At 70.9% G+C, this 21,521-nt stretch carries 21 protein-coding genes; 12 read left to right on the forward strand and 9 right to left on the reverse strand.

The annotated features are described in order from the left end of the window. Positions 1–83 precede the first annotated feature (83 nt). Together OHA65_RS21840 and OHA65_RS21845 are read left to right on the forward strand one after the other, a co-directional pair. Positions 84–2,585 carry a DUF6185 family protein gene (locus tag OHA65_RS21840; RefSeq protein WP_405762310.1) on the forward strand — a complete coding sequence of 834 codons (2,502 nt, stop codon included), beginning with the start codon at positions 84–86 and terminating at the stop codon, positions 2,583–2,585. Between the two features lie 112 nt (positions 2,586–2,697). Continuing rightward, entirely contained in the window at positions 2,698–3,894 is a 1,197-nt protein-coding gene (locus tag OHA65_RS21845) for a calcium-binding protein (RefSeq protein ID WP_328763358.1), read from the forward strand. A gap of 25 nt (positions 3,895–3,919) precedes the next feature. Here OHA65_RS21845 and OHA65_RS21850 read toward each other — a convergent pair whose 3' ends face one another. Further along, positions 3,920–4,393 carry a carboxymuconolactone decarboxylase family protein gene (locus tag OHA65_RS21850; protein ID WP_327284800.1) on the reverse strand — a complete coding sequence of 158 codons (474 nt, stop codon included), beginning with the start codon at positions 4,391–4,393 and terminating at the stop codon, positions 3,920–3,922. 94 nt (positions 4,394–4,487) lie between these two features. Next, positions 4,488–5,534, reverse strand: coding sequence for an AraC family transcriptional regulator (locus OHA65_RS21855; protein ID WP_405762313.1), 1,047 nt, complete (start codon positions 5,532–5,534; stop codon positions 4,488–4,490). Positions 5,535–5,651: 117 nt separating this feature from the next. Between OHA65_RS21855 and OHA65_RS21860 the strand changes: the two genes are divergently transcribed. The 3 genes from OHA65_RS21860 to OHA65_RS21870 all read left to right on the forward strand — a co-directional run bounded on the left by OHA65_RS21860 (position 5,652) and on the right by OHA65_RS21870 (position 9,050). Further along, positions 5,652–7,400, forward strand: a complete 1,749-nt coding sequence (locus tag OHA65_RS21860) for an AMP-dependent synthetase/ligase (protein WP_405756438.1) — start codon at positions 5,652–5,654, stop codon at positions 7,398–7,400. Between the two features lie 43 nt (positions 7,401–7,443). Continuing rightward, the gene (locus OHA65_RS21865) at positions 7,444–8,136 is read left to right on the forward strand and encodes an alpha/beta hydrolase (protein ID WP_327284803.1); all 693 of its coding nucleotides are present in this window, start codon (positions 7,444–7,446) and stop codon (positions 8,134–8,136) included. A gap of 176 nt (positions 8,137–8,312) precedes the next feature. Further along, positions 8,313–9,050 (forward strand): hypothetical protein, encoded by a 738-nt coding sequence (locus OHA65_RS21870; protein ID WP_329314268.1) that lies wholly within the window; start codon positions 8,313–8,315, stop codon positions 9,048–9,050. Positions 9,051–9,099: 49 nt separating this feature from the next. On the opposite strand, the gene OHA65_RS21875 is transcribed toward OHA65_RS21870, so the two are convergent. The 4 genes from OHA65_RS21875 to OHA65_RS21890 all read right to left on the reverse strand — a co-directional run bounded on the left by OHA65_RS21875 (position 9,100) and on the right by OHA65_RS21890 (position 11,270). After that, a complete protein-coding gene (locus OHA65_RS21875; RefSeq protein ID WP_329314270.1) occupies positions 9,100–9,342 on the reverse strand; it encodes a DUF397 domain-containing protein in 243 nt (80 codons plus the stop codon). After that, on the reverse strand, positions 9,339–10,166 hold the full coding sequence (locus tag OHA65_RS21880) for a helix-turn-helix transcriptional regulator (protein ID WP_328763361.1): 828 nt from the start codon (positions 10,164–10,166) through the stop codon (positions 9,339–9,341). The genes OHA65_RS21875 and OHA65_RS21880 overlap by 4 nt, the downstream gene beginning before the upstream one ends. 156 nt (positions 10,167–10,322) lie before the next feature. Then, on the reverse strand, positions 10,323–10,796 hold the full coding sequence (locus OHA65_RS21885) for an SRPBCC domain-containing protein (RefSeq protein WP_329314272.1): 474 nt from the start codon (positions 10,794–10,796) through the stop codon (positions 10,323–10,325). A gap of 57 nt (positions 10,797–10,853) precedes the next feature. After that, on the reverse strand, positions 10,854–11,270 hold the full coding sequence (locus tag OHA65_RS21890) for a VOC family protein (RefSeq protein ID WP_405762316.1): 417 nt from the start codon (positions 11,268–11,270) through the stop codon (positions 10,854–10,856). Between the two features lie 60 nt (positions 11,271–11,330). Here OHA65_RS21890 and OHA65_RS21895 point away from each other — a divergent pair, with 60 nt between their 5' ends. Together OHA65_RS21895 and OHA65_RS21900 are read left to right on the forward strand one after the other, a co-directional pair. Then, positions 11,331–11,783, forward strand: coding sequence for a MarR family transcriptional regulator (locus OHA65_RS21895; RefSeq protein ID WP_327284809.1), 453 nt, complete (start codon positions 11,331–11,333; stop codon positions 11,781–11,783). A 231-nt stretch (positions 11,784–12,014) separates the two neighbouring features. Further along, positions 12,015–13,733, forward strand: coding sequence for a hypothetical protein (locus tag OHA65_RS21900; RefSeq protein WP_329314276.1), 1,719 nt, complete (start codon positions 12,015–12,017; stop codon positions 13,731–13,733). A 223-nt stretch (positions 13,734–13,956) separates the two neighbouring features. Here OHA65_RS21900 and OHA65_RS21905 read toward each other — a convergent pair whose 3' ends face one another. Further along, entirely contained in the window at positions 13,957–14,160 is a 204-nt protein-coding gene (locus tag OHA65_RS21905) for a cold-shock protein (protein ID WP_030162033.1), read from the reverse strand. Positions 14,161–14,397: 237 nt separating this feature from the next. Here OHA65_RS21905 and OHA65_RS21910 point away from each other — a divergent pair, with 237 nt between their 5' ends. From OHA65_RS21910 to OHA65_RS21925, 4 genes are all read left to right on the forward strand, one after another. Beyond that, on the forward strand, positions 14,398–15,261 hold the full coding sequence (locus tag OHA65_RS21910) for a menaquinone biosynthesis protein (RefSeq protein WP_327284811.1): 864 nt from the start codon (positions 14,398–14,400) through the stop codon (positions 15,259–15,261). 326 nt (positions 15,262–15,587) lie between these two features. Then, complete coding sequence (locus tag OHA65_RS21915; protein ID WP_329314278.1) at positions 15,588–17,363, forward strand: serine/threonine-protein kinase; 1,776 nt, start codon at positions 15,588–15,590, stop codon at positions 17,361–17,363. A gap of 74 nt (positions 17,364–17,437) precedes the next feature. After that, entirely contained in the window at positions 17,438–18,637 is a 1,200-nt protein-coding gene (mqnC, locus tag OHA65_RS21920) for a cyclic dehypoxanthinyl futalosine synthase (protein WP_328763364.1), read from the forward strand. Between the two features lie 6 nt (positions 18,638–18,643). Continuing rightward, positions 18,644–19,324 (forward strand): imidazolonepropionase-like domain-containing protein, encoded by a 681-nt coding sequence (locus OHA65_RS21925; RefSeq protein WP_329314280.1) that lies wholly within the window; start codon positions 18,644–18,646, stop codon positions 19,322–19,324. Here the strand turns inward: OHA65_RS21925 and OHA65_RS21930 are convergent. Next, entirely contained in the window at positions 19,321–19,590 is a 270-nt protein-coding gene (locus OHA65_RS21930) for a helix-turn-helix transcriptional regulator (protein ID WP_327284815.1), read from the reverse strand. The two genes, OHA65_RS21925 and OHA65_RS21930, sit on opposite strands and share 4 nt — an antisense overlap. A 58-nt stretch (positions 19,591–19,648) precedes the next feature. Continuing rightward, positions 19,649–20,566 carry a DUF3152 domain-containing protein gene (locus tag OHA65_RS21935; RefSeq protein ID WP_327284816.1) on the reverse strand — a complete coding sequence of 306 codons (918 nt, stop codon included), beginning with the start codon at positions 20,564–20,566 and terminating at the stop codon, positions 19,649–19,651. 254 nt (positions 20,567–20,820) lie between these two features. Between OHA65_RS21935 and OHA65_RS21940 the strand changes: the two genes are divergently transcribed. Next, entirely contained in the window at positions 20,821–21,513 is a 693-nt protein-coding gene (locus OHA65_RS21940; RefSeq protein ID WP_327284817.1) for a demethylmenaquinone methyltransferase, read from the forward strand. Positions 21,514–21,521: the final 8 nt, after the last annotated feature.

Below are 21,521 nucleotides of genomic sequence, written 5' to 3' on the forward strand. Positions count from 1 at the left end.
CACTCGGCCGTGATGGTGAACCTGGACGTGCTCCGCCGCGTTGCCGGTAGTGGTGCGGGGCCGCCGGGGATGATTCTGGAGCGGTGATCCATTTCAGGCGTCACGTGCTGCTCTCGCTCCTCTCATTGCTCGTGCTGTCGTCGGCCCTGTTCCTGGCCGGCCCCGCCCGGGCCGCGGATCCCCCTCGGGCCCGTTCCTGCAATCCGGACCGGCTCGCCGGGACGAAGATCACCACCTCGGCGGAGCTCGTCCACCGCGGCCGCGACGCCAGCACCATCACCAGCGTCACGGACATCAAGATCCCGGCGGGCTGGGAGCGGACCTCCGACCTGCTGCTGGACACGCATTCGCCGTTCTACCGGGACGCGCTCCGCTGCCTCCTGGGGAAGGGTGCCCCAGCCAAGGGGGAGGATCCCCTCGACTACGAATGGCGGTTGAAACCGCTTTCCGTGGAGCTCTCCGGCAAATGGGTCACCGTCCACTACGAGGCCGTCACTTGGATCCAGACGCTCGGCACGTACGAGGTGGGCTTGTGGACGCTGACGGCGGGCAAGGGCGAGTGGAGGGTCCGGCTGAGACCTCCTCCGAGCCTCACCAAGGCGACGTGGGAGACGGTCCGCGTACGCCTGGGGGGACCGTCCGCGATGTCGGCCTGGCCGCCGCCGACGTTCGGTGAGGACCGCGCCGAACTGAGCTGGCACGACAAGAAGCCGATCGAGGTCCCCGACGTGTCCTTCAGGCCGCCGGCCGCGCAGGAATGGGCGGCGCTCGCTCAAACGGAGGGCCAGATCTGGGAAGTGCTGGGCGTCGGCGGGGCGTCGGGGGCCTTCGGGGGCGTGGCAACCGGCCTCCTGGCCTTCGTCGCAGGCCGGTGGCTCCGGCGGGGCCTGCGGCGCGATCCCCTTCCAGCAGAGGAAAGGGCCCTCAAGGGGCTGGATTCATGGGCGGTGATCCTGGTGCTCGTCACCGTGGTCGCCTACCTGGGCGATGATCTTTACGGGCTCCTCCAAAGACGGTTCCTCTGGAGCGGGGACTACACGGCGACGGTCGAGCTGTTCTCGATCGTTTTCATCGGCGTCGTCCTGTGCTTCTTCGGGCAGCTGCGCAGGTGGCTGCTCGTCTTCGTCTGCGGACTCGCCGCCTGCGTCGTCTCCCTCTGCGTGGCCGCCGAACTGTCCGTGGCCGGGCTGCTTCCCACCAGTGACATCCTGATTGAGGGTCCTGGTCTCGGGCTGGCGGTGCTGGTCGATTCGGTGCCGGTGTTCCTGTGCTGTCTGGGGATCATCGCCAGCGGGCAACGCCTCCTGTGCCTGGGCGGCAGGCGACTGTCGCAAGGGGCGATGGTCTGCATCGCGGCCGGGGTGTCGGGAGCGACCATGCTCTGGGCGTTCCTTTCCTTCGACCGCAGCTGGGAGCGCAGGTCCTGGCTGAACGACGTCGTGGCGAACACCCCCGAATCGCCGTTGGCAAAGGCGTATGACGCATGGTGGTGGTGGTTCGCCGAAGACGCGCTGTCCGTACTGGCGGACATCATCGTCTTCCTGACGGCGCTGGCTCTGGTGGGCGCCCTGCGCGTGTGCAGGGCCGAACAGCACGAGGCCGATTCCTTCACGCCCAACGCGGCCGAGAAGTCGGTTCTCGCCGTTTTCTTCGTCGTCATCGTCGTCCCGAACTTCGCCTGGTATTTCGGATTCTCGGGATACGCGGCGACGCTGGTCACGGGTCTTGCCGCGGTGTCGGCCTTGCTGGCTCTGGGGCGGTCCAAGTCGGTCCTGGAACAGCCCGCCGCGGGCGATGCACCCCTGGGAAAGGTGATTTCGGGAACGGACCGGTCGCAGTGGTTGCGCCTGGCACGGCACTACAGGGAACTGACGGCCCGTCTGCACCACCTCGGTTCGGGATCCCAGGCCGAGCAGTCCGCGTCGCAGGAGGCCATCGAGCGGGAAATCGACCAGCTTGACCAGTGCCTGCCGGAAGGGGTCAGGCCCGTCGACCTGCCGTTCGCCCTCGGTCCCATGCTCACGTGGTGGGGCAACGCCTGCCGGTGCGCGCTCATCGCCTGCTTCGTGGGTCTTCCCGCCACCGGGCTGATGTACTGGATCGATCTGGTCCGCGGCGACTCCTGGGCCGTCATGGCGGAAAACTCCGTCGGGTTCTTGAAGGTGGTCCTGGAGATCCTCTACTGGCACATGACGTGGGTGGGCGGAGGGTTCTTCCTGGGTGCGCTGTGGCGTGACCTTCCCGGACGACACGGGCCGATGAAGGCCCTGTACGTGGCCATCGCCTTCGCCGTCCCGGTCGGATTCCACCAGATCATCGCCCAGATCACCGGTGACGCCATGCAGGGCACGATCGCCGCCAGCGCCGCCTTCGCGTCCGTGATGACCTGCACCGGTCTGGTCATGGACCTCCAGACGTTCGCGAGCGAACGGCGCTACTGGCCGTCCAACGCCAGCCTGCTGGTGTACGTCTACCAGATGCGCATCGCCTCGGTGGCGTTCTGCCTGGCGCAGCTCCTGGTGCTGGTCACGATCTGGAAGTCGTTCAAAGAAGGAGGGCCGACAGCGCCTCCGCCCTCCCGATGACGGACACCCGTACGACGGACAACCCGGGGCAGTCGGCGCAGCCCCGCTTGCAGAGCGGGCCGAGTGTGGCAGTACTCCCTGCGATGCCGTTACGGACCCTCGGAGGACTTGCATGGCACGCATCATCTCGGCCGGTGTCGTCACTGCCGCGCTGTTCGGCCTGGGGATCCCGGCGGCCGGTGCCGCCGCCCCGGTGACCTGTTTCGGGGTCGCCGCCACCATCACCGGCACCGGCGTCATCAACGGGACGCCCGGCAATGACGTCATCGTCGGCTCGGCGTCCGCCGACACCGTCAACGGGCTCGGTGGCAACGACCTCATCTGCGGGCTCGGCGGCAACGACCAGCTGGTCGGCGGTGCCGGGAACGACCGGCTCGACGGCGGCGCCGGCAACGACGTCATGCGCGGCGACGCGGCCGTCGCCTCCGGCAACGCCACCGGCGGCGGCCACGACGAGCTGCGCGGGCGCGACGGCGACGACGACATGGTCGGCGACTCGTTCACCGCCAGTGGGAATGCCGTGGGCGGGGGGAACGACCTGCTGGACGGCGGGGCCGGCGCCGACTTCATGGTGGGCGACTCCGAGAGCGATGACGCCGGGACCGCCCGGGGTGGCGGCAACGACCGCATGTTCGGCGGCGACGGCGACGACGAGCACATGACCGGCGACAGCGTCGCCCTGGGCGGCGACGCCACCGGCGGCGGCAACGACCTGCTGGACGGCGGCAACGGCGACGACGGCCTGCTCGGGGACTCCGCCTCGCCCTTCCAGGGGACGGGCACCGGCGCGGGCAACGACGTCCTGCGCGCCGGCCCGGGCACCGGGGACAACGTCGTCGGTGACAGCGAGGGCGTCGCGGGAGCCGTCGGCAGCGGCGGCAACGACCAGATCGACATGGGTGTCGACGGCGGCGTCTTCGCCCTGGGCGACCACAACATCGGCGACCCCGACGGCGGGCGGGCCAGGGGCGCGGGCAACGACCGGATCACCGGCGGTTCCGGTGCCGAGATCCTCATCGGCGACAGCTCCGTCGGCGACGACTCCGTCACCTCGGCCGGAAACGACCAGATCGACGGCGGGGGCGGCGACGACACGCTCTTCGGTGACAACTCCAACTTCGACGGGGACGCGACCGCGGGCACGGCGGGCGGCCGGGACCAGCTCCGCGGCCGGGCCGGCGACGACTCGATCTTCGCCGGCCCGGCGGACGACTTCCTCGACGGCGGCCCCAACACCGACGCCTGCGACGGTCAGGCCGGCACCGCCGATGTCGCCGTCAACTGCGAGTCGACGGCCAACATCCCCTAGACCTCCCGCGGCGCCGGCGGCCGGGTCAGCCGAACTGGCCCGGCTGGTAGTCGCCGGCCGGCTGCTGGATGATCACGTTCATCCGGTTGTAGGCGTTGATCAGGGCGATCAGCGAAACCAATGCCGCCAGCTGGTCCTCGTCGTGGTGCTTGGCGGCCTCGGCCCACGCCTCGTCCGTGACCCCGCCCGCCGCGTCGGCGATGCGGGTGCCCTGCTCGGTGAGTTCCAGGGCCGCCCGCTCGGCGTCGGTGAAGACCTTCGCCTCGCGCCAGGCCGCGACCATGTTCAGGCGGAGCGTCGTCTCCCCGGCGTGCGTGGCGTCCTTGGTGTGCATGTCGAGGCAGAAGCCGCAGCCGTTGAGCTGGCTGGCCCGGATCTTCACCAGCTCCTGCGTGGCGGCCGGGAGGGTCGAGTCGCTGACGACCTTGCCTGCCGAGTTGATGTACCGGGCGAACTTGCCGGCCACCGCGTTGCCGTAGAAGTTGAGGCGAGCTTCCATCGTGGACTCCTTGTCGTATCGACCGTTACACAGCACTGACGGAGCGCGCGGACCGGATGTGACAGGACGGCGGCGCGGAGGTGAGTGACGCGCGTCACTCTGCCGTCCAGCGTTCCACGAGGTCGTCCTGCGCGGGGCCCGACGCGACGCGGTACGCGCCCGGAGTCGTGCCCGTCCAGCGGCGGAACGCGCGGTGGAAGGCGGTGTCCTCGGAGAATCCGAGGCGGGCCGCCAGTTCGGCGATGGGTTCCTTGCCCTCCGCCAGGCCCGCGATCGCCGCGTCCCGCCGTACGTGGTCCTTCAGCTGCTGGAACGAGGTCCCCTCCTGCTGGAGCCGGCGCCGCAGCGTCGCCGGGGACACCGCCAGCCGTGCCGCGACCTCCCCGAGCGCCGGCAGCCGCGGGGAGCTGCGCAGTTGCCGGGCGAGGGCGCGGCGGACCTGTTCCGAGACGGTCGTCCCGTACGCCGGGCGCGACAGCAGGTCGAAGGGGGCCCGGCGCAGCATCTCGTCGAGCGCGGCCTCGTCCCGTACGAGGGGTGCGGCCAGCCAGTGGGCGTCGAAGGCGGCGCCCGTACGGTCGGCCCCGAAGCGGACCGGGCAGTCGAAGAGGATCTCGTACTCGGCCTCGTGCGGCGGCGGGGGATAGGCGAACGCCGCGTGCGCGAGGGGGATGCGGCGGCCGATCAGCCAGCTGCTCAGCCGGTGCCAGATGGCGAGCACGCATTCGGTGAGGAAGCGCTGCTCGTCCCGCGCGAAGTCGTTGTGGACGGTGAACCGGGCCTCGGAGCCGCTCACTTCGAGCGCGAGCTCCGGGCCGCCCGCGAACAGGCCGTAGAAGGTCGCGGCCCGCTCCACCGCGGCGCCGAGGTCCCGGCAGCCGAGCGAGGCGTGGCACATCATCGCGAAGGTGCCCGGGCGGCTCGGTACCGCCGACAAGCCGAGGAACTCGTCCTGCGTGGTCCGGTACAGCGCCCGGAACAGCCGGGCGAACTGCGCCGGGGTGATCCGCGCCCGGTCGTCGCCGAGCAGCAGCGGCGGGATCTGCGCCTCCTGGAGCAGTGGCACGGTGTCGATGCCGCCCCGCGCCGCCCCCGCGAGCAGGGCACGCACATGGTGCACGGTGATCGTCCGCCTCCCCATGGGTTCGACGGTAGCCCCAATGAGCGCTGGGGTCAGCGGGGCTGACGCTTCCGGTCATGCCGATCGGCGTCCGCAGCTGCCTAGCGTCGGGGGTCACCCATCCCGGGAGGGGAAGCCATGGACGGTCGGCCGCACACGCTGGCGGTGTTCACCCAGTGGACCGAGGACAGGTACGGGCAGGAGACCGCGCTGCGGTTCCGGTCGCCGGACGGCGGGTGGGAGACCCGTACGTACGCGGAGCTGGGCGCGGCGGTACGGCGGACGGGTCGGGCGCTGCTCGCGCTGGGGGTCGGTCCCGGCGAGCGGGTGGCGGTCCTGGCCGAGACGCGGCCGGCGTGGACGTACACCCACTTCGGGATCCTGGCGGCGGGCGCGGTCCTCGTACCGGTGTACCCGACGGCGGGGGAGGAGGAGCTGGCCTGGGTGCTTGCGGACTCGGAGGCGGTGGCCGTGGTCTGCGACGACGCGGCGCAGGCGGACCGGGTGGAGGCGCTGCGGGCGAAGCTCCCGGCGCTGCGCGCGGTCGTACGGATGGACGCGCTGACGGGCACGGACGCGCCGGCGGGCCTCGAACCGGTTCCGGAGGCGGAACTCCTGGAGCGGGCCCGGCGGGTGGCCCCGGAGGCGGACGCGTCGATCGTCTACACCTCGGGGACGACGGGCTTGCCCAAGGGCTGCCGCATCACGCACGGCAACACGGGCGCCATCCAGGACGCGACGCTCCCGCTGATCCAGGGCGGACCGGGCGACTCCACCTACCTGTACCTGCCGCTGGCGCACGTGCTGGCTCAGCTGATCCAGTTCACGACCCTGCTGGAGGGCGGTGAGCTGTGCTACTTCGGCGGCCGCATCGAGGACGTGCTGTCCGAGCTGGGCGAGGCGCGGCCCACCCACCTGCCGTCCGTGCCGCGCCTGTTCGAGAAGGTGCACTCGGTGGTGCTGTCGCTGGCCGAGTCCCAGGAGGGCGGCGCGGACCGCTTCCGGGAGGCGGTGCGGCTCGGGGTGCTGGCGGCGGAGGGACGACTGCCCGAGTCCGACCGGCCGGCGTACGAGGAGGCGGAGAAGAACCTGTACTCGCTGGTCAGGGGCGCCTTCGGCGGCCGGCTGAACCAGGCGGTGACCGGGGCGGCGCCGATCGCCCCGGCGACCATGGACTTCCTGCGGGCCTGCGGGATCGCGATCTACGAGGGCTACGGGATGACCGAGACCGCCGGGCTGATCAGCCTGAACCACCCGGGGGCCGTGCGCCCCGGCACGGTCGGCCGGCCCATCGCGGGCTGTGAGGTCCGCATCGCGCAGGACGGCGAGGTCCTGGTCCGGGGCCCGATGGTCTTCCCGGGCTACCACGCGGACCCGGCCGCGACGGAGCGGGCGCTGGATGCGCAGGGCTGGCTGCACACCGGGGACCTGGGGGAGGTGGACGCCGACGGGTTCCTGTCGATCACCGGCCGCAAGAAGGAGCTGATCATCACCTCGGCGGGGAAGAACATCACGCCGACGGAGGTCGAGTTCGCCGTCCAGCGCTCCCGGTACGTGTCGCGGGCGGTCCTGATCGGCGACCACCGGCCCCACCCCGTCGCCCTGATCACCCTGGACGCGGAGGAGATCACGGCCTGGGCGCGGCGCGAGGGCCTCGACCTGGACCTGCCCCGGGCGGCCGCCCACCCGGCGGTCCGCGCCCTGGTCGAGGAGGCGGTCACGGCGGCCAACGGAACGGTCTCGCGCCCGGCCCGCATCCGCGCCTTCCACGTCCTGCCGGAGGACTTCACCGTCGAGGCGGGCACCTTGACCCCGACCCTCAAGCTCCGCCGCACGGCGGTGGCGCAGCGCTACGCGACGGAGATCGACGCGCTGTACGGGGACTGACGGCCGGAGCGTCGTTGTCAGTGGGCCGGGCTACGGTGCCGCCATGACGAACTACGTACTGGTGGCAGGCACATGGCTCGGCTCGTGGGCGTGGGAGGAGGTGGCCGAGCGGCTGCGCGCTGCGGGGCACGGCGTCCATCCGCTGACGCTGTCCGGCCTGGCCGAGCGGCAGGGCGAACCGGCCGGACAGCAGACGCACGTCCGGGACATCGTGTCCGAGGTCGAACGCCTCGACCTGCGCGAGGTGGTCCTCGTCGGCCACAGCTACTCGGGCATCCCGGTCGGCCAGGCCGCCGAGCGGATGGGGGACCGGCTGGCCCGGGTGGTGTTCGTGGACGCCAACGTCCCGGTGGACGGCAAGTCCTTCTCGGACGCGTGGCCGGTGCAGGCCGAGATCGACGCCCACGGCGGCTCCTGGCCCCCGCTGACCGCCGACGACTACGCGGGCCAGGGCCTGGACGCGGAGCAGATCGACCGCATCGTGTCGGGCTCGACCCCGCACCCGGGCGCCACCCTCACGGAACCGGCGGAGCTCACGGGCGCGCTGCCCGAACTCCCTGCGCTGTACGTGAAGTGCCTGCTGGACGGTGAGGACCCCGGCCCGGTGGTGACGGGGCTCCTGGAGGGCGAGCGGTGGAGCCTCGTGCAGATGGAGACGGGGCACTGGCCGATGTTCTCGGCGCCGGCGGAACTGGCCCGGATCCTGTCGGACGCGGCGAGGGCTTCCAATGCCTGACGTTACGTCAAGATAGGTGCAACGGCGGTAAATTGAGGGCGAGTTGAGCCTGGAGGCAAAGGCTCCCCTTCATGATCGAGTTCTGAGGAACCCTTGAGCCGGAAGCCCTTGGTCCGCTGGTTGACTGACGCCGCACCAAGCCAAGCCACCCCCCAACCCGAGAGGGTCAGTCACCCATGTCCATGGCCACCACCCGCCGCCTCGCCACCACGGCCTTCGTCGGCCTCGCCGCCGCCGCACTGCTGGGTACGGGAACCGCCAACGCCTCGATCATCTCCGGCGACGGCATGCGCATCGCCTCCTACGAGAACAGCCTGAAGAACAGCACCGAGCCGGAGGCCGCGGCCACCCTCAAGGAGTTCGACGCGCTGGCGCACGACAAGAAGATCAAGTTCCTCGACTACACCGAGGACCCCGAGAACCTGAAGGCGCTGCTCCAGGAGGCCGCCGACGTTCCCGAGGCCGGGAAGTCCGTGCACTCGCTCGTGAACCTCAAGGACGGCGACGTCCAGATCCAGGCCGACAGCGACGCCACCTTCAAGCCCGATGCCGACGCCGACGGGGTCGCGGCCGGCGGCAAGCTCTCCCGGGGCTGGTGGGAGACCACGTACTCCGTGAAGCAGAAGATCCTCGGCGTCACGGTCACCAAGCTCAGCCTGTGGGTGAACTACTACACCAACGGCTCGTCCATCACGAAGGTCGACCACGCGGACTGCGCCAAGCGCAACTACAACGCCGCCGTGTCCATCGGTCACAGCGTCCCGAAGGCGCAGCTGGCCAGCGGTACCGCCATCGGCGAGGTGATCTGGGAGGGCTCGATCATCTACCGGGGCTTCGGCATCGAGATCGACAAGCGGCACCAGGTCAAGGCCAACGCGTACGGGTTCAAGAGCGGCTACCTGAAGAACATCTAGCCGGACCGGCCCAGGGCGCGCACGGGGGTGCCCTGGGCCACACCGTCGGCTAGAGGCTGATGCCACCCAGGAACGCGGCCCAGGCGGTCGGCGCCACGGCCAACTCGGGCCCTGAGGTCACCTTGGAGTCCCGGACGTGGACGGTGCTCGCGCAGGCGGCTACCTCGACACACTCGCCGCCTTCGCCGCTGCTGTAGCTCGACTTCCGCCAGTCGAAGGCGACTTCGACGCACTCGCCGCCCTCGCCATCGCTGTAGGAGCTCTTGAACCAAGCCAGGTCGGTGGAATTCATCTTTCTCCCAGCATCTTCTCGATCAGAGCCAGTGACTCATCCGGCGTCAGCGCCTGTGCCCGGATGATCCCATAGCGCTCCGCGTAGATCCGTACCTGTTCCGGATCGGTGATGAGGTTGGGGTGGCCGTAGCTCTCGGTGTAGGCGACCTGCTGGCGACCCTTGGGGGTGAGGAGGGTGAACGAGCCTCCCATCGCGGCATGTTCGCGCCGGTCAAACGGCATGACCTGGAGTTCGACGGTGCGCAGGCTGCCGATCTCGATGAAGCGGCGCAGCTGCTTTTCGTGCGCTGCCGGGCCGCCGACGGGGCGCATCAGCAGGCTGTGGTCGAGTACGAAGCTGAAGGTGGGCGAAGGCCACTGCTCGAAGATCTGCTGGCGAGCCAACCGGTCCGTGACGCGCTTCTCGATGGTCTCCTCGGATAGGAGGGGGCGGCGTTTCACGAAGATGGATCGCGCGTGGGCTTCCGTCTGAAGCATGCCAGGCACACCCTGATGGCCGTAGTAATGCAGGGCCACCGACGCCGCTTCCGCCTCCGCGAACTTGCGGAACCAGTCGGGATGCCGGGTGCGGGCGCGTTTCAGGGCCTCCTTTACCTCCGGGATCGCCGCCAGCAGGACCCCGTTGGCGCACAGCGCCCGGTCGGTGTTCTCCAGGAAGTCCGGCTGGGGGGTGCGTACTCCCCGTTCGATCGAGGAGATCAGCTCCTCGCTCACCCGCACCCGTGCGGCCAGTTCCTTCTGCTGGAGGCCCGCCGCTTCTCGGAGCGCCTTGATCATTTTTCCGAGCGCCTTGAAGAGGTACGTGGTGCCGTCGACCTCCATGGGTCGCTCCGGCTGTTCCTCGCGGTCTGACAGGTCGTTCACAGGCTGAACCGCCCTCGTCCGTACGGGCCGTACACGCAATACCGAAAAGCGTACGGCGGGTCCGACACGCTGGGTGAGGGGATGACCGAAATCAGTGACATTGCATAGGGGCTGTCAGTCGGAGCCGGTGAGGACCTCGTCCTGGCGCTCCAGGATCTGTTGCCAGGCCGCCTCGTGGTTGTCGCGGGAGGCCTCGTCGAGGAAGCCGGCGTGGGTCAGCCGCAGGTGCGTGCCGATGGGGTGGGGGAGGAGCTCGACGGTGAGCACCGTCTCGGCTCCCTCCGTGCCGCCCCGGCCCGTCACCCACGTCAGCTCCACGAGGTGGTTGGGGACCAGCCGCAGGAAGCGCCCGTAATGCGGGTGTCTGGTCGGCGTGGCCCCCGGCTCCGGTGCGAACTCCGTCTCGAAGAAGAACGGCGCGTTCACTTCGGCCCTCATCAGGACCGAGCCCGGTGCGGCGAACCAGCGGTCGAACTCCTCGGTCCAGCCCGCGTACAGGGTGTGCTCGCCGGCGATCATCGAGCGTTCGACGGTCAGCCGGTGGGGGCGGTCCGACAGGTCGGGGACGCGGATCGGATCGGTGGTCATGGCGATGACCCTAGTGACCGGGGTACCCCGCGCACGGGTGCGACGCGGGGCGGCCCGCTAGTACGACTGGAGCTCCCACAGGTTGCCCTCGGGGTCGCGGACGTGGGCGCTGCGCAGGGTCGGGCCCCACTCCGGGCGGTCGGCGGGCGGGGCCGCCGGGGTGGCGCCGCGGGCCAGGCAGGCGGCGTACGCGGTGTCCACGTCGGGGACGCGGCTGACCAGCATGCTGCGGTCGGCGGAGGCGGAGGCGGAGGCGGAGGCGGTGGCGGTGTCCAGCGGTGCCACCGTGGCGGCCATCGCCGAGCGGTCCAACAGTGAGAGCACGCCCTGGTCGGCCACGTCCCAGGAGGCGTACGGGCCGTCGCCGCCGCCGCGGGTGCGCGTCGCGCCGAGCAGTTCGGGGAGCAGGGCGTCGTAGAAGCGGAAGGTTTCGCCGAAGCGGGCGACGAGGAGTCGGGGATGCAGGGCGTCCATGGCGGGCTCCGTCAATCAGTAGGTGGGAACCAATGATTGGTGTCACCCTACAATGTATCCATGCTGCCGCTCTCGACGCCCCGACTGACCTCCCTCACCCCGTACTTGCTCTCCACGGTGGGCAAGGAGGCCCGCACCCTCGTCGGTGACCGGCTCGCCGCGCACGGGCTGCGGCTGTGGGACATGGCCGTGCTCGCCGCCCTCGACGATCACGGGCCGCAGCCGCAGCGCGATCTCGCCGAGCGGCTCGACGTGCACCCGAGCGACGTGGTCAAGGTCCTCGACGGTCTCGCCCGGCTCGGATACGTCGGGCGGGAGCGCGACACGGCCGACCGGCGCCGCGTCCTGGCGAGCATCAGCGAGCCGGGCCGGCTGTTGTTGGACGAATTGGCGGCGGAGACCGAGGCCGTCGGCGACCGTCTGTTGGCCCCGCTCGATGCGGCCGAACGGGCCACGCTGCAGGCGCTGCTGCAGCGGGTCCACGCCCATGCTCGGGCGGACGCGGGAGAGTGAATCCGGCCCCAAAGCGCAATCACGGTCAAACCAGGGTTCATTGGGGTCTTTCCGGCGCGCAACGGCGGATGTTGTCCGTTCGGTCGTGAGGACCCGGTGAAGCCGAGACGAATGGTGTGTCATATCTGTCGGGGTAGCGGCGAGTCGCGTCGGAATACCTGATAGACAGTGAATATCCACGGCTCGACCCGCCGTATACCTTGTCGGCCGCCTTGGGGGGATCGCCGAACTGTGAAGCCGCTTCACCGTCACCTCGTCAACACCTCGCGCAAGGTCCTGTGCACGGCCGCGCTCGCGGCCAGCCTGACGACCGCCGCCGTGGTGACCAACACGTCCACCGCCGACGCGGGGGAGTCCGAACCGACCCCGGACAGCCCCCAGGCCACCGACCGCGGTGACGCCCGCCTCGACCTGCCCGACCCGCTCGCCGACCCGGCCGCACCGCCCACCACGGGCACGGGCGCGGCCGAGGGTGCCAGCGGTATCCCCGCGACCGCACTCGACGCCTACAAGCGCGCCGAGCTCTCGGTGGCCGCCGCGCTTCCCGGCTGCAAGCTGCCCTGGCAGCTGCTCGCCGGCATAGGCAGGGTCGAGTCCGTGCACGCCTCCGGCTACGGGCTCAAGGCCGACGGCTACACCGAGAAGCCGATCCGCGGCCCGCGCCTCGACGGCAACGGCTTCGCCGAGATCAAGGACACCGACAAGGGCGAGTTCGACGGTGACGCCGTCTACGACCGCGCCGTCGGCCCGCTGCAGTTCATCCCCTCCACCTGGGAGAAGTGGGGTGCCGACGGCAACGGGGACTCCAAGCGCGACCCGAACAACATCTACGACGCGGCGCTGGGCGCCGGCCTCTACCTGTGCGCGGGCGACCGGAACCTCTCGGACGAGGCGCAGCTCGACCGGGCGATCCTCAGCTACAACAACTCCCGCGAGTACGTGAACACCGTGGTCGGGTACATGCACCAGTACCAGAACGGTGCCGCCGGAGTGCCGAACCCGCCCGTCGGGAACTACCCGACGCCGCCCACGACGACGCTGCCCACGCCGAGCCCGAGCACGCCGTCGCACACCCCGAAGCCGAATCCGACCCCGAAGCCGACGCCCACGCCGCAGAAGCCGACCGAGCCGCAGAAGCCGACGCCGCCGGCCCCGACCCTGGCCAAGCTGGAGCTGGTCGGCAGCGCGGAGCTCAAGGCCGAAGCCGGGTCCGCGTTCGCCACGGCCCCGCGGATCAAGGCGCTGCTCAGCGACGGCAAGCCGGCCGCCGCCAAGCCGATCCTGTTCGAGCTCAAGGACGACACCACGGGCTCCTCCATCGGGGCGGAGGGCAAGACCTTCCTCGTGGTCGACACCGACTCCGAGGGCGTCGCGACCCTGCCCGGCCTGAAGGCCGGAGCCAAGGCGGGCGGCTTCACCCTGCGGGTCGCGGCCTACAACACCGCCGCCCAGCTCACGGTGAACTTCACCGGCACCGTCACGGCGAAGCCGGCCCCGGTCGCGGACAAGTTGACCCGTACCGACGCCGACGCGGCGAAGCCGCTGGAGGTCGTCGCGGGCAAGAGCTTCACCGGTGTGGAGGTCACGGCCACCGCCAAGGACAAGGCGGTGGAGGGCACGCAGGTCACCGCCGGGCTGGTCGAGCAGAACGAGGCCGGCGCGTGGGTGCCGGTGGACCCGGCGAAGTCCAAGGGCCCCTGGTTCAAGGACAAGGACGGGAAGAAGGTCACCAGCCTGCTCCTCGCCCCGACGGGCGCCGACGGCAAGATCGCGCTGCCGGAGCTGTTCACCACGGACGTGGCCCCGGGCACGTACCGCCTCCGCCTGATCACGAAGGACAACGTGGTCCTGATCCTGGACCTCAAGATCACGGCCGCCCCGACGACGACGCCGACGCCCCCGGTGACGCCGACGCCGACGCCGACGTCGACGACGGCCGGCAAGCAGTGATGCGGTCGGGACGAGCCGCCGGGTTCCGGTAGCCCGTCCCCGCGGGCTCGCCCGCGAACGCCATCGCCCCCGTCACCGTGTTCACGGTGGCGGGGGCGATGGCGTTCGCCCCGTCCCCCACTCCGGGAGGGGAAAGGCAGGAGCCCCACCGCCTCCGAGTGAACGGAGGAGGCAGGGCTCCTTGGGTACTGCTATCCAACCGCGATTAGGTTGGCCCAGGCGACTAGGCCGGGGTGACGTTCTCCGCCTGCGGGCCCTTCGGACCCTGCGTGACGTCGAAGTTCACCATCTGGTTCTCCTCCAGGGAGCGGAAGCCAGAGGCGTTGATCGCGGAGTAGTGGACGAAGACATCCGGGCCGCCGCCGTCCTGGGCGATGAAGCCGAAGCCCTTTTCAGCGTTGAACCACTTCACGGTTCCGGTAGCCATGAGCCCTCCTATGGGCCAAAGGGTCGCCCTGCTCCAGAACCTGCTAAGAAGTCTGAAAACTACAAAAGCCTGCGGGTCACATTCTCCGCAGGCCTCGTACTGCAAGGGAAACCAAACTGCAACTTGCGACGAGCCTAGCACGCACCCTGCGGCGGAGACCAGAGGGAAAGATCACGTCACTCGGACGTTTGAGGCCCGCCTGAAGGCTGACGGAGACGCGGGGGCTAGTCTCGCGATGTGGACGTCTATCGCAGCCGGCCCCGCGTCGGCCACATTCAGTTCCTGAACTGCCTTCCCCTCTACTGGGGGCTGGCCAGAACCGGCACGTTGCTGGACCTGGAGCTGACCAAGGACACCCCCGAGAAGCTGAGCGAGCGCCTCGTCCAGGGGGAGCTCGACATGGGTCCGATCACCCTCGTGGAGTTCCTCCGCAATGCCGACCAGCTCGTCGCGTTCCCCGATCTCGCGGTCGGCTGCGACGGCCCGGTGATGTCCTGCGTGATCGTTTCGCAGGTGCCGCTGGACCAGCTGGACGGGGCCCGGGTCGCGCTCGGTTCGACCTCCCGCACGTCCGTACGCCTCGCCCAGCTGCTGCTTTCCGAGCGGTACGGGGTCGAGCCGGACTACTACACCTGCCCGCCCGACCTGGGCCTGATGATGCAGGAGGCCGACGCGGCCGTGCTGATCGGGGACGCCGCGCTGCGCGCCTCGCTGCACGATGCGCCCCGGCTAGGCCTCGACGTCCACGACCTGGGGCTGATGTGGAAGGAGTGGACCGGACTGCCGTTCGTCTTCGCCGTCTGGGCCGCCCGCAAGGACTACCTCGCCCGCGAGCCGGTCGTCGTCCGCAAGGTCCACGAGGCCTTCCTCGACTCCCGTGACCTCTCCCTCGAAGAGGTCGCCAAGGTCGCCGAGCAGGCGGCCCGCTGGGAGGCCTTCGACGCCGATCTGTTGCAGCGGTACTTCACGACGCTCGACTTCCGCTTCGGGCCCGAACAGTTGGCCGGTGTAAGGGAATTCGCGCGACGTACGGGAGCGACCACGGGCTATCCCGAGGATGTCGCCGTGGAGCTGCTGAACGGTGACGGCGCGCGCGTCTGATCGCATCCCCGGATCGATTAACGGGCGGTAGCCAGGGTTCCGGTCGCGGGGGATATGCCGTTTCCCGGGAATTCCCCCCTCTTTTCGCTTTTCCGACCATCGGACGGGAATGCGGAGTACCCCATTCGGCGGAGCGCGCACGTGGCGCCCGCGAGCCCTGTCGTCGACACCCGGCTCGGCCTGCCGACCGCGACGTCCTCGGCCCCGACCCGCAGGCCCTTGAGCAGGTGCCCGCCGGGTTCGAGCCGGCCGGATCCGCCCCGACGGGCCGGTGACGGCTCTAAGGTGCTCTTGGCGATCAGGGACCGAACGGGGAGGGGGACGCGATGCAGCCGCTCGACGCAGGCGAACCGCGGACCATCGGCGCGTACCGGCTGCTCGGCCGGCTCGGCTCCGGCGGCATGGGACGGGTCTACCTGGGCCGCAGCGCGGGCGGCCGGACGGTGGCCGTCAAGATCGTGCACCCGCACTTCGCCTCCGACGAGGAGTTCCGCGCCCGGTTCCGCCGCGAGGTCGAGGCCGCGCGGCGCGTCGGCGGCGAGTGGACCGCGCCCGTCCTGGACGCCGACCCGGAGGCGACGGTGCCGTGGGTGGCCACCGGGTACGTGGCGGGGCCCTCCCTGGGCGGCGCGGTGGCCGCGCACGGGCCCCTTCCCGAAGCCTCCGTACGGGCCGTCGGAGAAGGCCTGGCCCGCGCCTTGGTGGCCGTCCACGGGCTGGGCCTCGTCCACCGGGACGTGAAGCCGTCGAACGTGATGCTGAGCCTCGACGGCCCCCGGCTGATCGACTTCGGCATCGCGCGGGCCACCGACGGGACCGCCTCCCTCACCTCCACCGGCGTCTCCATCGGCTCGCCCGGCTACATGTCCCCCGAGCAGATCCTCGGCAAGGGGATCACCGGCGCCGCCGACGTGTTCTCGCTCGGCGCGGTGCTGGCCTACGCGGCGACCGGGCAGCCGCCGTTCACCGGGGACAACTCGGCGACCCTCCTCTACAAGGTGGTTCACGAACCGCCGGACCTCGACGCGGTCCCGGCCGGCGGACTGCGCGAGCTGATCGCGGCCTGCCTGGCCAAGACGGCCGCCGACCGGCCCGCCCCGGAGGCGATCGCGCAGACCCTCGCCGGAGCCCTCCACACCCGCGGCTGGCTTCCCGCGCCCCTCGTGGAAGAGGCCAGCCGCGCAGCGGTCGCCCTGCTGGACCTGGAGGCCGATCACTCCGGGGGCGGGTCGGGTCCGGCGGAGTCCGGGTCCGGGCCGGTGTCGTTCACGGGAGGCTCGTTCGGGGCGCCCGACCCTTCGTACGGCCGGGCCCCCCTGTACGCCGGCCAGGCCGTGCCGGCCGGCGGGACGCAGCCCGGCGCCGGATTCACGACTCCGGGCAGCGGCTCCTTCGCCGCGGCCCACGGGCAGAACCCGTACGGTCCCTACGGGCCGCCGCCGGCCGCCGTCCACGGCAGTCCCACCGCGACCTCCGGCGGTGGTGTGCCGCAGCCGCGGACCGCCCCCGACGCGGCCCGCCAGGTCACCTTCAACGCGGCCGGACGGCGGTTCAGCTGCTCGCTGGTCCTCGCGGCGACGGCCGTCCTGGCCGTACTGTCCGGCGGCGGTCTGTACGGGCTCGGGCTGCTCCCGGGCACCGGCGGCGACCAGGACCACACCGCTGCCACACCCCCGAAGGGCTCGGGCACGGCCTCCGCGGCCACCCCCGCACCGTCGGGAGCGACACCGAGCGGCACCCGGGGAGACGTCCCCAAGGAGCTCACCGGCACCTGGAAGGGCACGGTCACCACCGCCCGCGCGGGCGTCGCCGCCGAATTCGAGATCACCATAAAGACCGGCAGGGTCGGCGAGGTCGTGGGCCGGGACAAGTCGATCCTCCCCGTCCTCGGTACCGACTGCAGCGGCGACTGGAAGCTGGCCTCCGCCACCGACCGCTCCCTCGTCCTGAACACCACGGGCGGCCCCAACCCGGCCCCCGGCGTCTGCTCCAACGGGTCCGCCAACGAGCGTTTCACCCTCAACGCCGACGGGACGCTCCACTACAAGTCGGGCGACGTCCCGGCCGGAAACCCCGAGGGCGACCTCACCCGCATCCCCTGAAATCCGAGGCCGGGCCCTGGCGTAGGCTGGATCGGTCCGTACCTCTTGACACACCGCCGAAAGGTGACGCACCGGTGACCGACCAGGCCGCTCTCCAGTCTGTCCTCGACCGCGCCGCCGCAGGGGGCCGGATCACCAAGGAAGAGGCGCTCGACCTCTACCGGCACGCCCCGCTGCACGCGCTCGGCCAGGCGGCCGACGCGGTGCGCCGCCGCCGTTACGCCGGCACCGAGCACATCGCGACGTACATCATCGAGCGCAACATCAACTACACCAACGTGTGCGTCACGGCGTGCAAGTTCTGCGCCTTCTACGCGGCCCCCAAGGACACCAAGAAGGGCTGGTCCCGCGACCTCGACGACATCCTGCGCCGCTGCGCGGAGACCGTCGAGCTCGGCGGCACGCAGATCATGTTCCAGGGCGGACACCACCCCGACTACGGCGTGGAGTACTACGAGGAGCACTTCTCCGCCATCAAGAAGGCGTTCCCGCAGCTGGTCATCCACTCCCTCGGCGCGTCCGAGGTCGACCACATGGCCCGGATCTCGGGCGTGAGCGCCGAGGAGGCCATCCGCCGCATCCACGCGGCCGGCCTGGACTCCTTCGCGGGCGCCGGCGCCGAACTCCTGCCGGAGCGGCCGCGCAAGGCGATCGCCCCGCTGAAGGAATCCGGCGAGCGCTGGCTGGAGATCATGGAGATCGCCCACGGGCTGGGCGTGGAATCCACCTCCACCATGCTGATGGGCACCGGCGAGACCAACGCCGAACGCATCGAACACATCGCGATGATCCGCGACACGCAGGACCGCACGGGCGGCTTCCGCGCCTTCATCCCGTACACGTACCAGCCCGAGAACAACCACCTCAAGGGCCGGACCCAGGCGACGGTCTTCGAGTACCTGCGGATGATCGCGATCGCGCGGCTCTTCCTCGACAACATCGCCCACATCCAGGGCTCCTGGCTCACCGTGGGCAAGGAGGCCGGCCAGCTCTCGCTGCACTACGGCGCGGACGACCTCGGCTCGATCATGCTGGAGGAGAACGTGGTCTCCTCGGCCGGAGCCAAGCACCGGTCGAACCGGCAGGAGATCATCGACCTGATCCGCAAGGCGGGCCGCGTCCCCGCGCAGCGCGCGACGACGTACGAGCACCTCGCCGTGCACGAAGACCCGGCGAACGACCCCGTCGACGACCGCGTGGTCTCGCACATCTCCTCCACCGCGATCGAAGGCGGCACCGCGCACCCCGAGCTGAAGCTCATCCCGACGAACTGAGGCCCGGTGCTGACGCTTCACACCGCCGATCTCCTCGTCGCCGGACCAGGGGCCGCGCCGCTGCCCGGCGGGGCGGTCCTCGTCGACGGGGACCGGATCAGCCGCGTGGGCCCGTACGAGGAGCTCGGCGCGGCCTGGCCGCACGCCCGGGTCCGGCGCTGGCCCGGCGTACTGACGCCGGGGCTGCTCGTACGCGGGGCGGACGAGCTCCTGGAGCGCACGTACTACCCGGACGACCCGTACGAGACCGCCGAGCTCGGCGCGGACCCCATCAGCGGGGCCGAGGCGCTGGCCGGCCTGTCGATGACCGAGTCCCGCTGGGGCAACAGCGCCCGCCGGGCCACGCAGAAGCTACTGGCCCGCGGGGTCGTGGCGGTGACCGGGCGGCTCACGGTCCCGTCCGTGCGGACGGCAGTGATCCGCTCGGGCCTCACGCTCCTCCCGCCCGCGGCCGCGACGCCCCCGGACCTGCCGTCCCCGGACCTGCCGTCCCCGGACCTGCCGTCCCTGGACCCCTTCGCCGGCCGCGACACGGCCGAACAGGCCTTCTTCGGCACCTTGGAGCCGGGCACCCCGGCCCGTTTCGCGGTCTTCGCGGCCCCCGACGCCGAAGCGCTCCTGAAGCAGGGCGCCACCACCTGCGTGGCCACCGTGATCGCAGGCCGTCTCCTGCACCGCCGCCGCTAGGTCCTGACGCCCTCTCGGGCCAGGGCGGCCAGGAGACAGGCCTGGAGGCGGCTTATGCCGCCCAGCTTCGCCCGGATGTTGTGGACGTGGAACTTGACCGTGCTGACGGACAGTTGCAGCTCCCCGGCGAGTTCCGCGTTCGAGGCGCCGGTCGCAAGGCACAGGAACACGGTCGACTCCTGCTCGGTGAGCTGGACCTCCCGCCGCAGCTCCTCCCCCGTACGGGGCGGAAACCAGGCGGGGACGCTGAATCTGACGACATTCATGGTTCCACTCCTCGGCACCGGCCGATGCGCTGGTCAACACATCGGCGCTCCCTGTGCCTTAAGGGACGGGTGGTCCCGACAGGTAGGTTCCATTTCCGTCGAACGGCCAGGCGTTGGCCTCGCAGCCGAGCAGCCCCTTGATCTGCTGCATCATCGCCGGAGCGGGCTTTCCGGGGCCCGGGCAGGTCTCGTGGTCGTGGCCTATTTCGTGGCCCACCTCGTGATTGACGATCAGCGCCCGGTACTCCTCCACGGCACCCTTGAACTGCGGTGATCCCTCCAGCCAGCGCTTGAGGTTGACCACGACCGTGTGACCGGCCCGGCAGTTCGTCTCACCGATCAGTTCCGGGGTGACCACCTCGCACAGCCGGTCGGTCGTCGTGGGTGTGGCGATCTTCACGGTGAAGTCCACCGGCTGGCCGGTGCCGACGAGCTGGAAGCCGTACGCCGGGTCCTTGATCCAGCCCCGCGGGTCCCCGAGGATCTTCTCCACGGCGTGCGCGGCGGTGTCGGCGTCCACCCCGCTGCCCTCCTCGACCTCGATCCGCCACTTGCGGACGGTCCCCTTGCCCTGCGCCTGCCCGGAACGGGAAGAGGCCGCGAACACCCCCGGCCCGGACTGCGGCACCGCGGAACCGGAGCCGCCGCCCGGCTTCGCGTCCGTGACGCCCGGCTTCGCCGGCGGGGCGGAGGACGGGCCGGCCTGGGGGGAGCCGGAGGAACCCGAAGGGGACGGAACGGCGGCGTCCCGGTCGGGCGGCGCGGCGGGCGGCGCGGCCACGCTGTCGGAGACGGACTCGGCGTCGTCCAGCGGCACCACCGCGTACGCGGTCGCCAGGGCGGCGACCAGCGCCGCCGAGCCGAGGAACGTACGGCGGAGCCGCTTTCGCCGCTCGGCCCGGCGCCGGGCGCGCGGGCCGAGGGGGGAACCGCGGCCGGTGGAACGGCCTCGACCGATGGATTGGCCTGCCGGCATCGTGGAGCCCTTTGTTCGGGAATATCGTGTTTCGGCGGTCCTTGTCGGACCGTTCCGGCCAGTCAACGCGGCTGCGCGGGCTCCGCGTAACTGTCCATCGGGCCAGTTGTGCGCACCGCTGCCCCACCGCTGCGCACCGCTGCCCCGCCCCTGCGCACCGCCCGGTAGCGGGCCCCGGGCCGGGCGGCGGGCCAGGCCTGAGAGGATGGTCCGCAGACCGCCGATCCGCATCGCACACCAAGGGGCGAACGCCAGTGACAAGGGCTTCCCTGGACAAGCAGCCGCACGAAGTCGCCTCCATGTTCGACGGTGTGGCGGCGAACTACGACCTCACCAACGACGTCCTCTCCCTCGGACAGGCCCGCCTGTGGCGCAAGGAGGTCGCCAAGGCGGTCGGCGCGCGCCCCGGACACAAGGTGCTGGACCTGGCCGCCGGAACCGCGACGTCCTCGCTGCCGTTCGCCGCGACCGGCGCGTACGTCGTCCCCTGCGACTTCTCCCTCGGCATGCTCCGCGAGGGCAAGAAGCGCCACTCCTGGCTGCCGCTGACCGCGGGCGACGCGACGAAGCTGCCGTTCAAGGACGACGTCTTCGACACCGTGACGATCTCCTTCGGCCTGCGCAACGTCCAGGACACCGACGCCGCGCTGAGCGAGCTGTACCGGGTGACCAAGCCCGGCGGCCAGGTCGTCATCTGCGAGTTCTCGCAGCCCACCTGGGCGCCGTTCCGCACGGTCTACACCGAGTACCTGATGCGCGCCCTGCCGCCGGTGGCCCGCGCCGTGTCCTCCAACCCCGATGCCTACGTGTACCTCGCCGAGTCGATCCGCGAATGGCCGGACCAGCCGGCGCTGGCCGCGCTGCTGCAGAAGGCCGGCTGGTCCAAGGTCGCCTGGCGCAACCTGAGCGGCGGCATCGTCGCGCTGCACCGCGGCTCCAAGGCCTAGGGAGCGCG

Origin of the sequence: Streptomyces sp. NBC_00045 (assembly GCF_045041095.1) — a bacterium.
Lineage (GTDB): Bacteria > Actinomycetota > Actinomycetes > Streptomycetales > Streptomycetaceae > Streptomyces.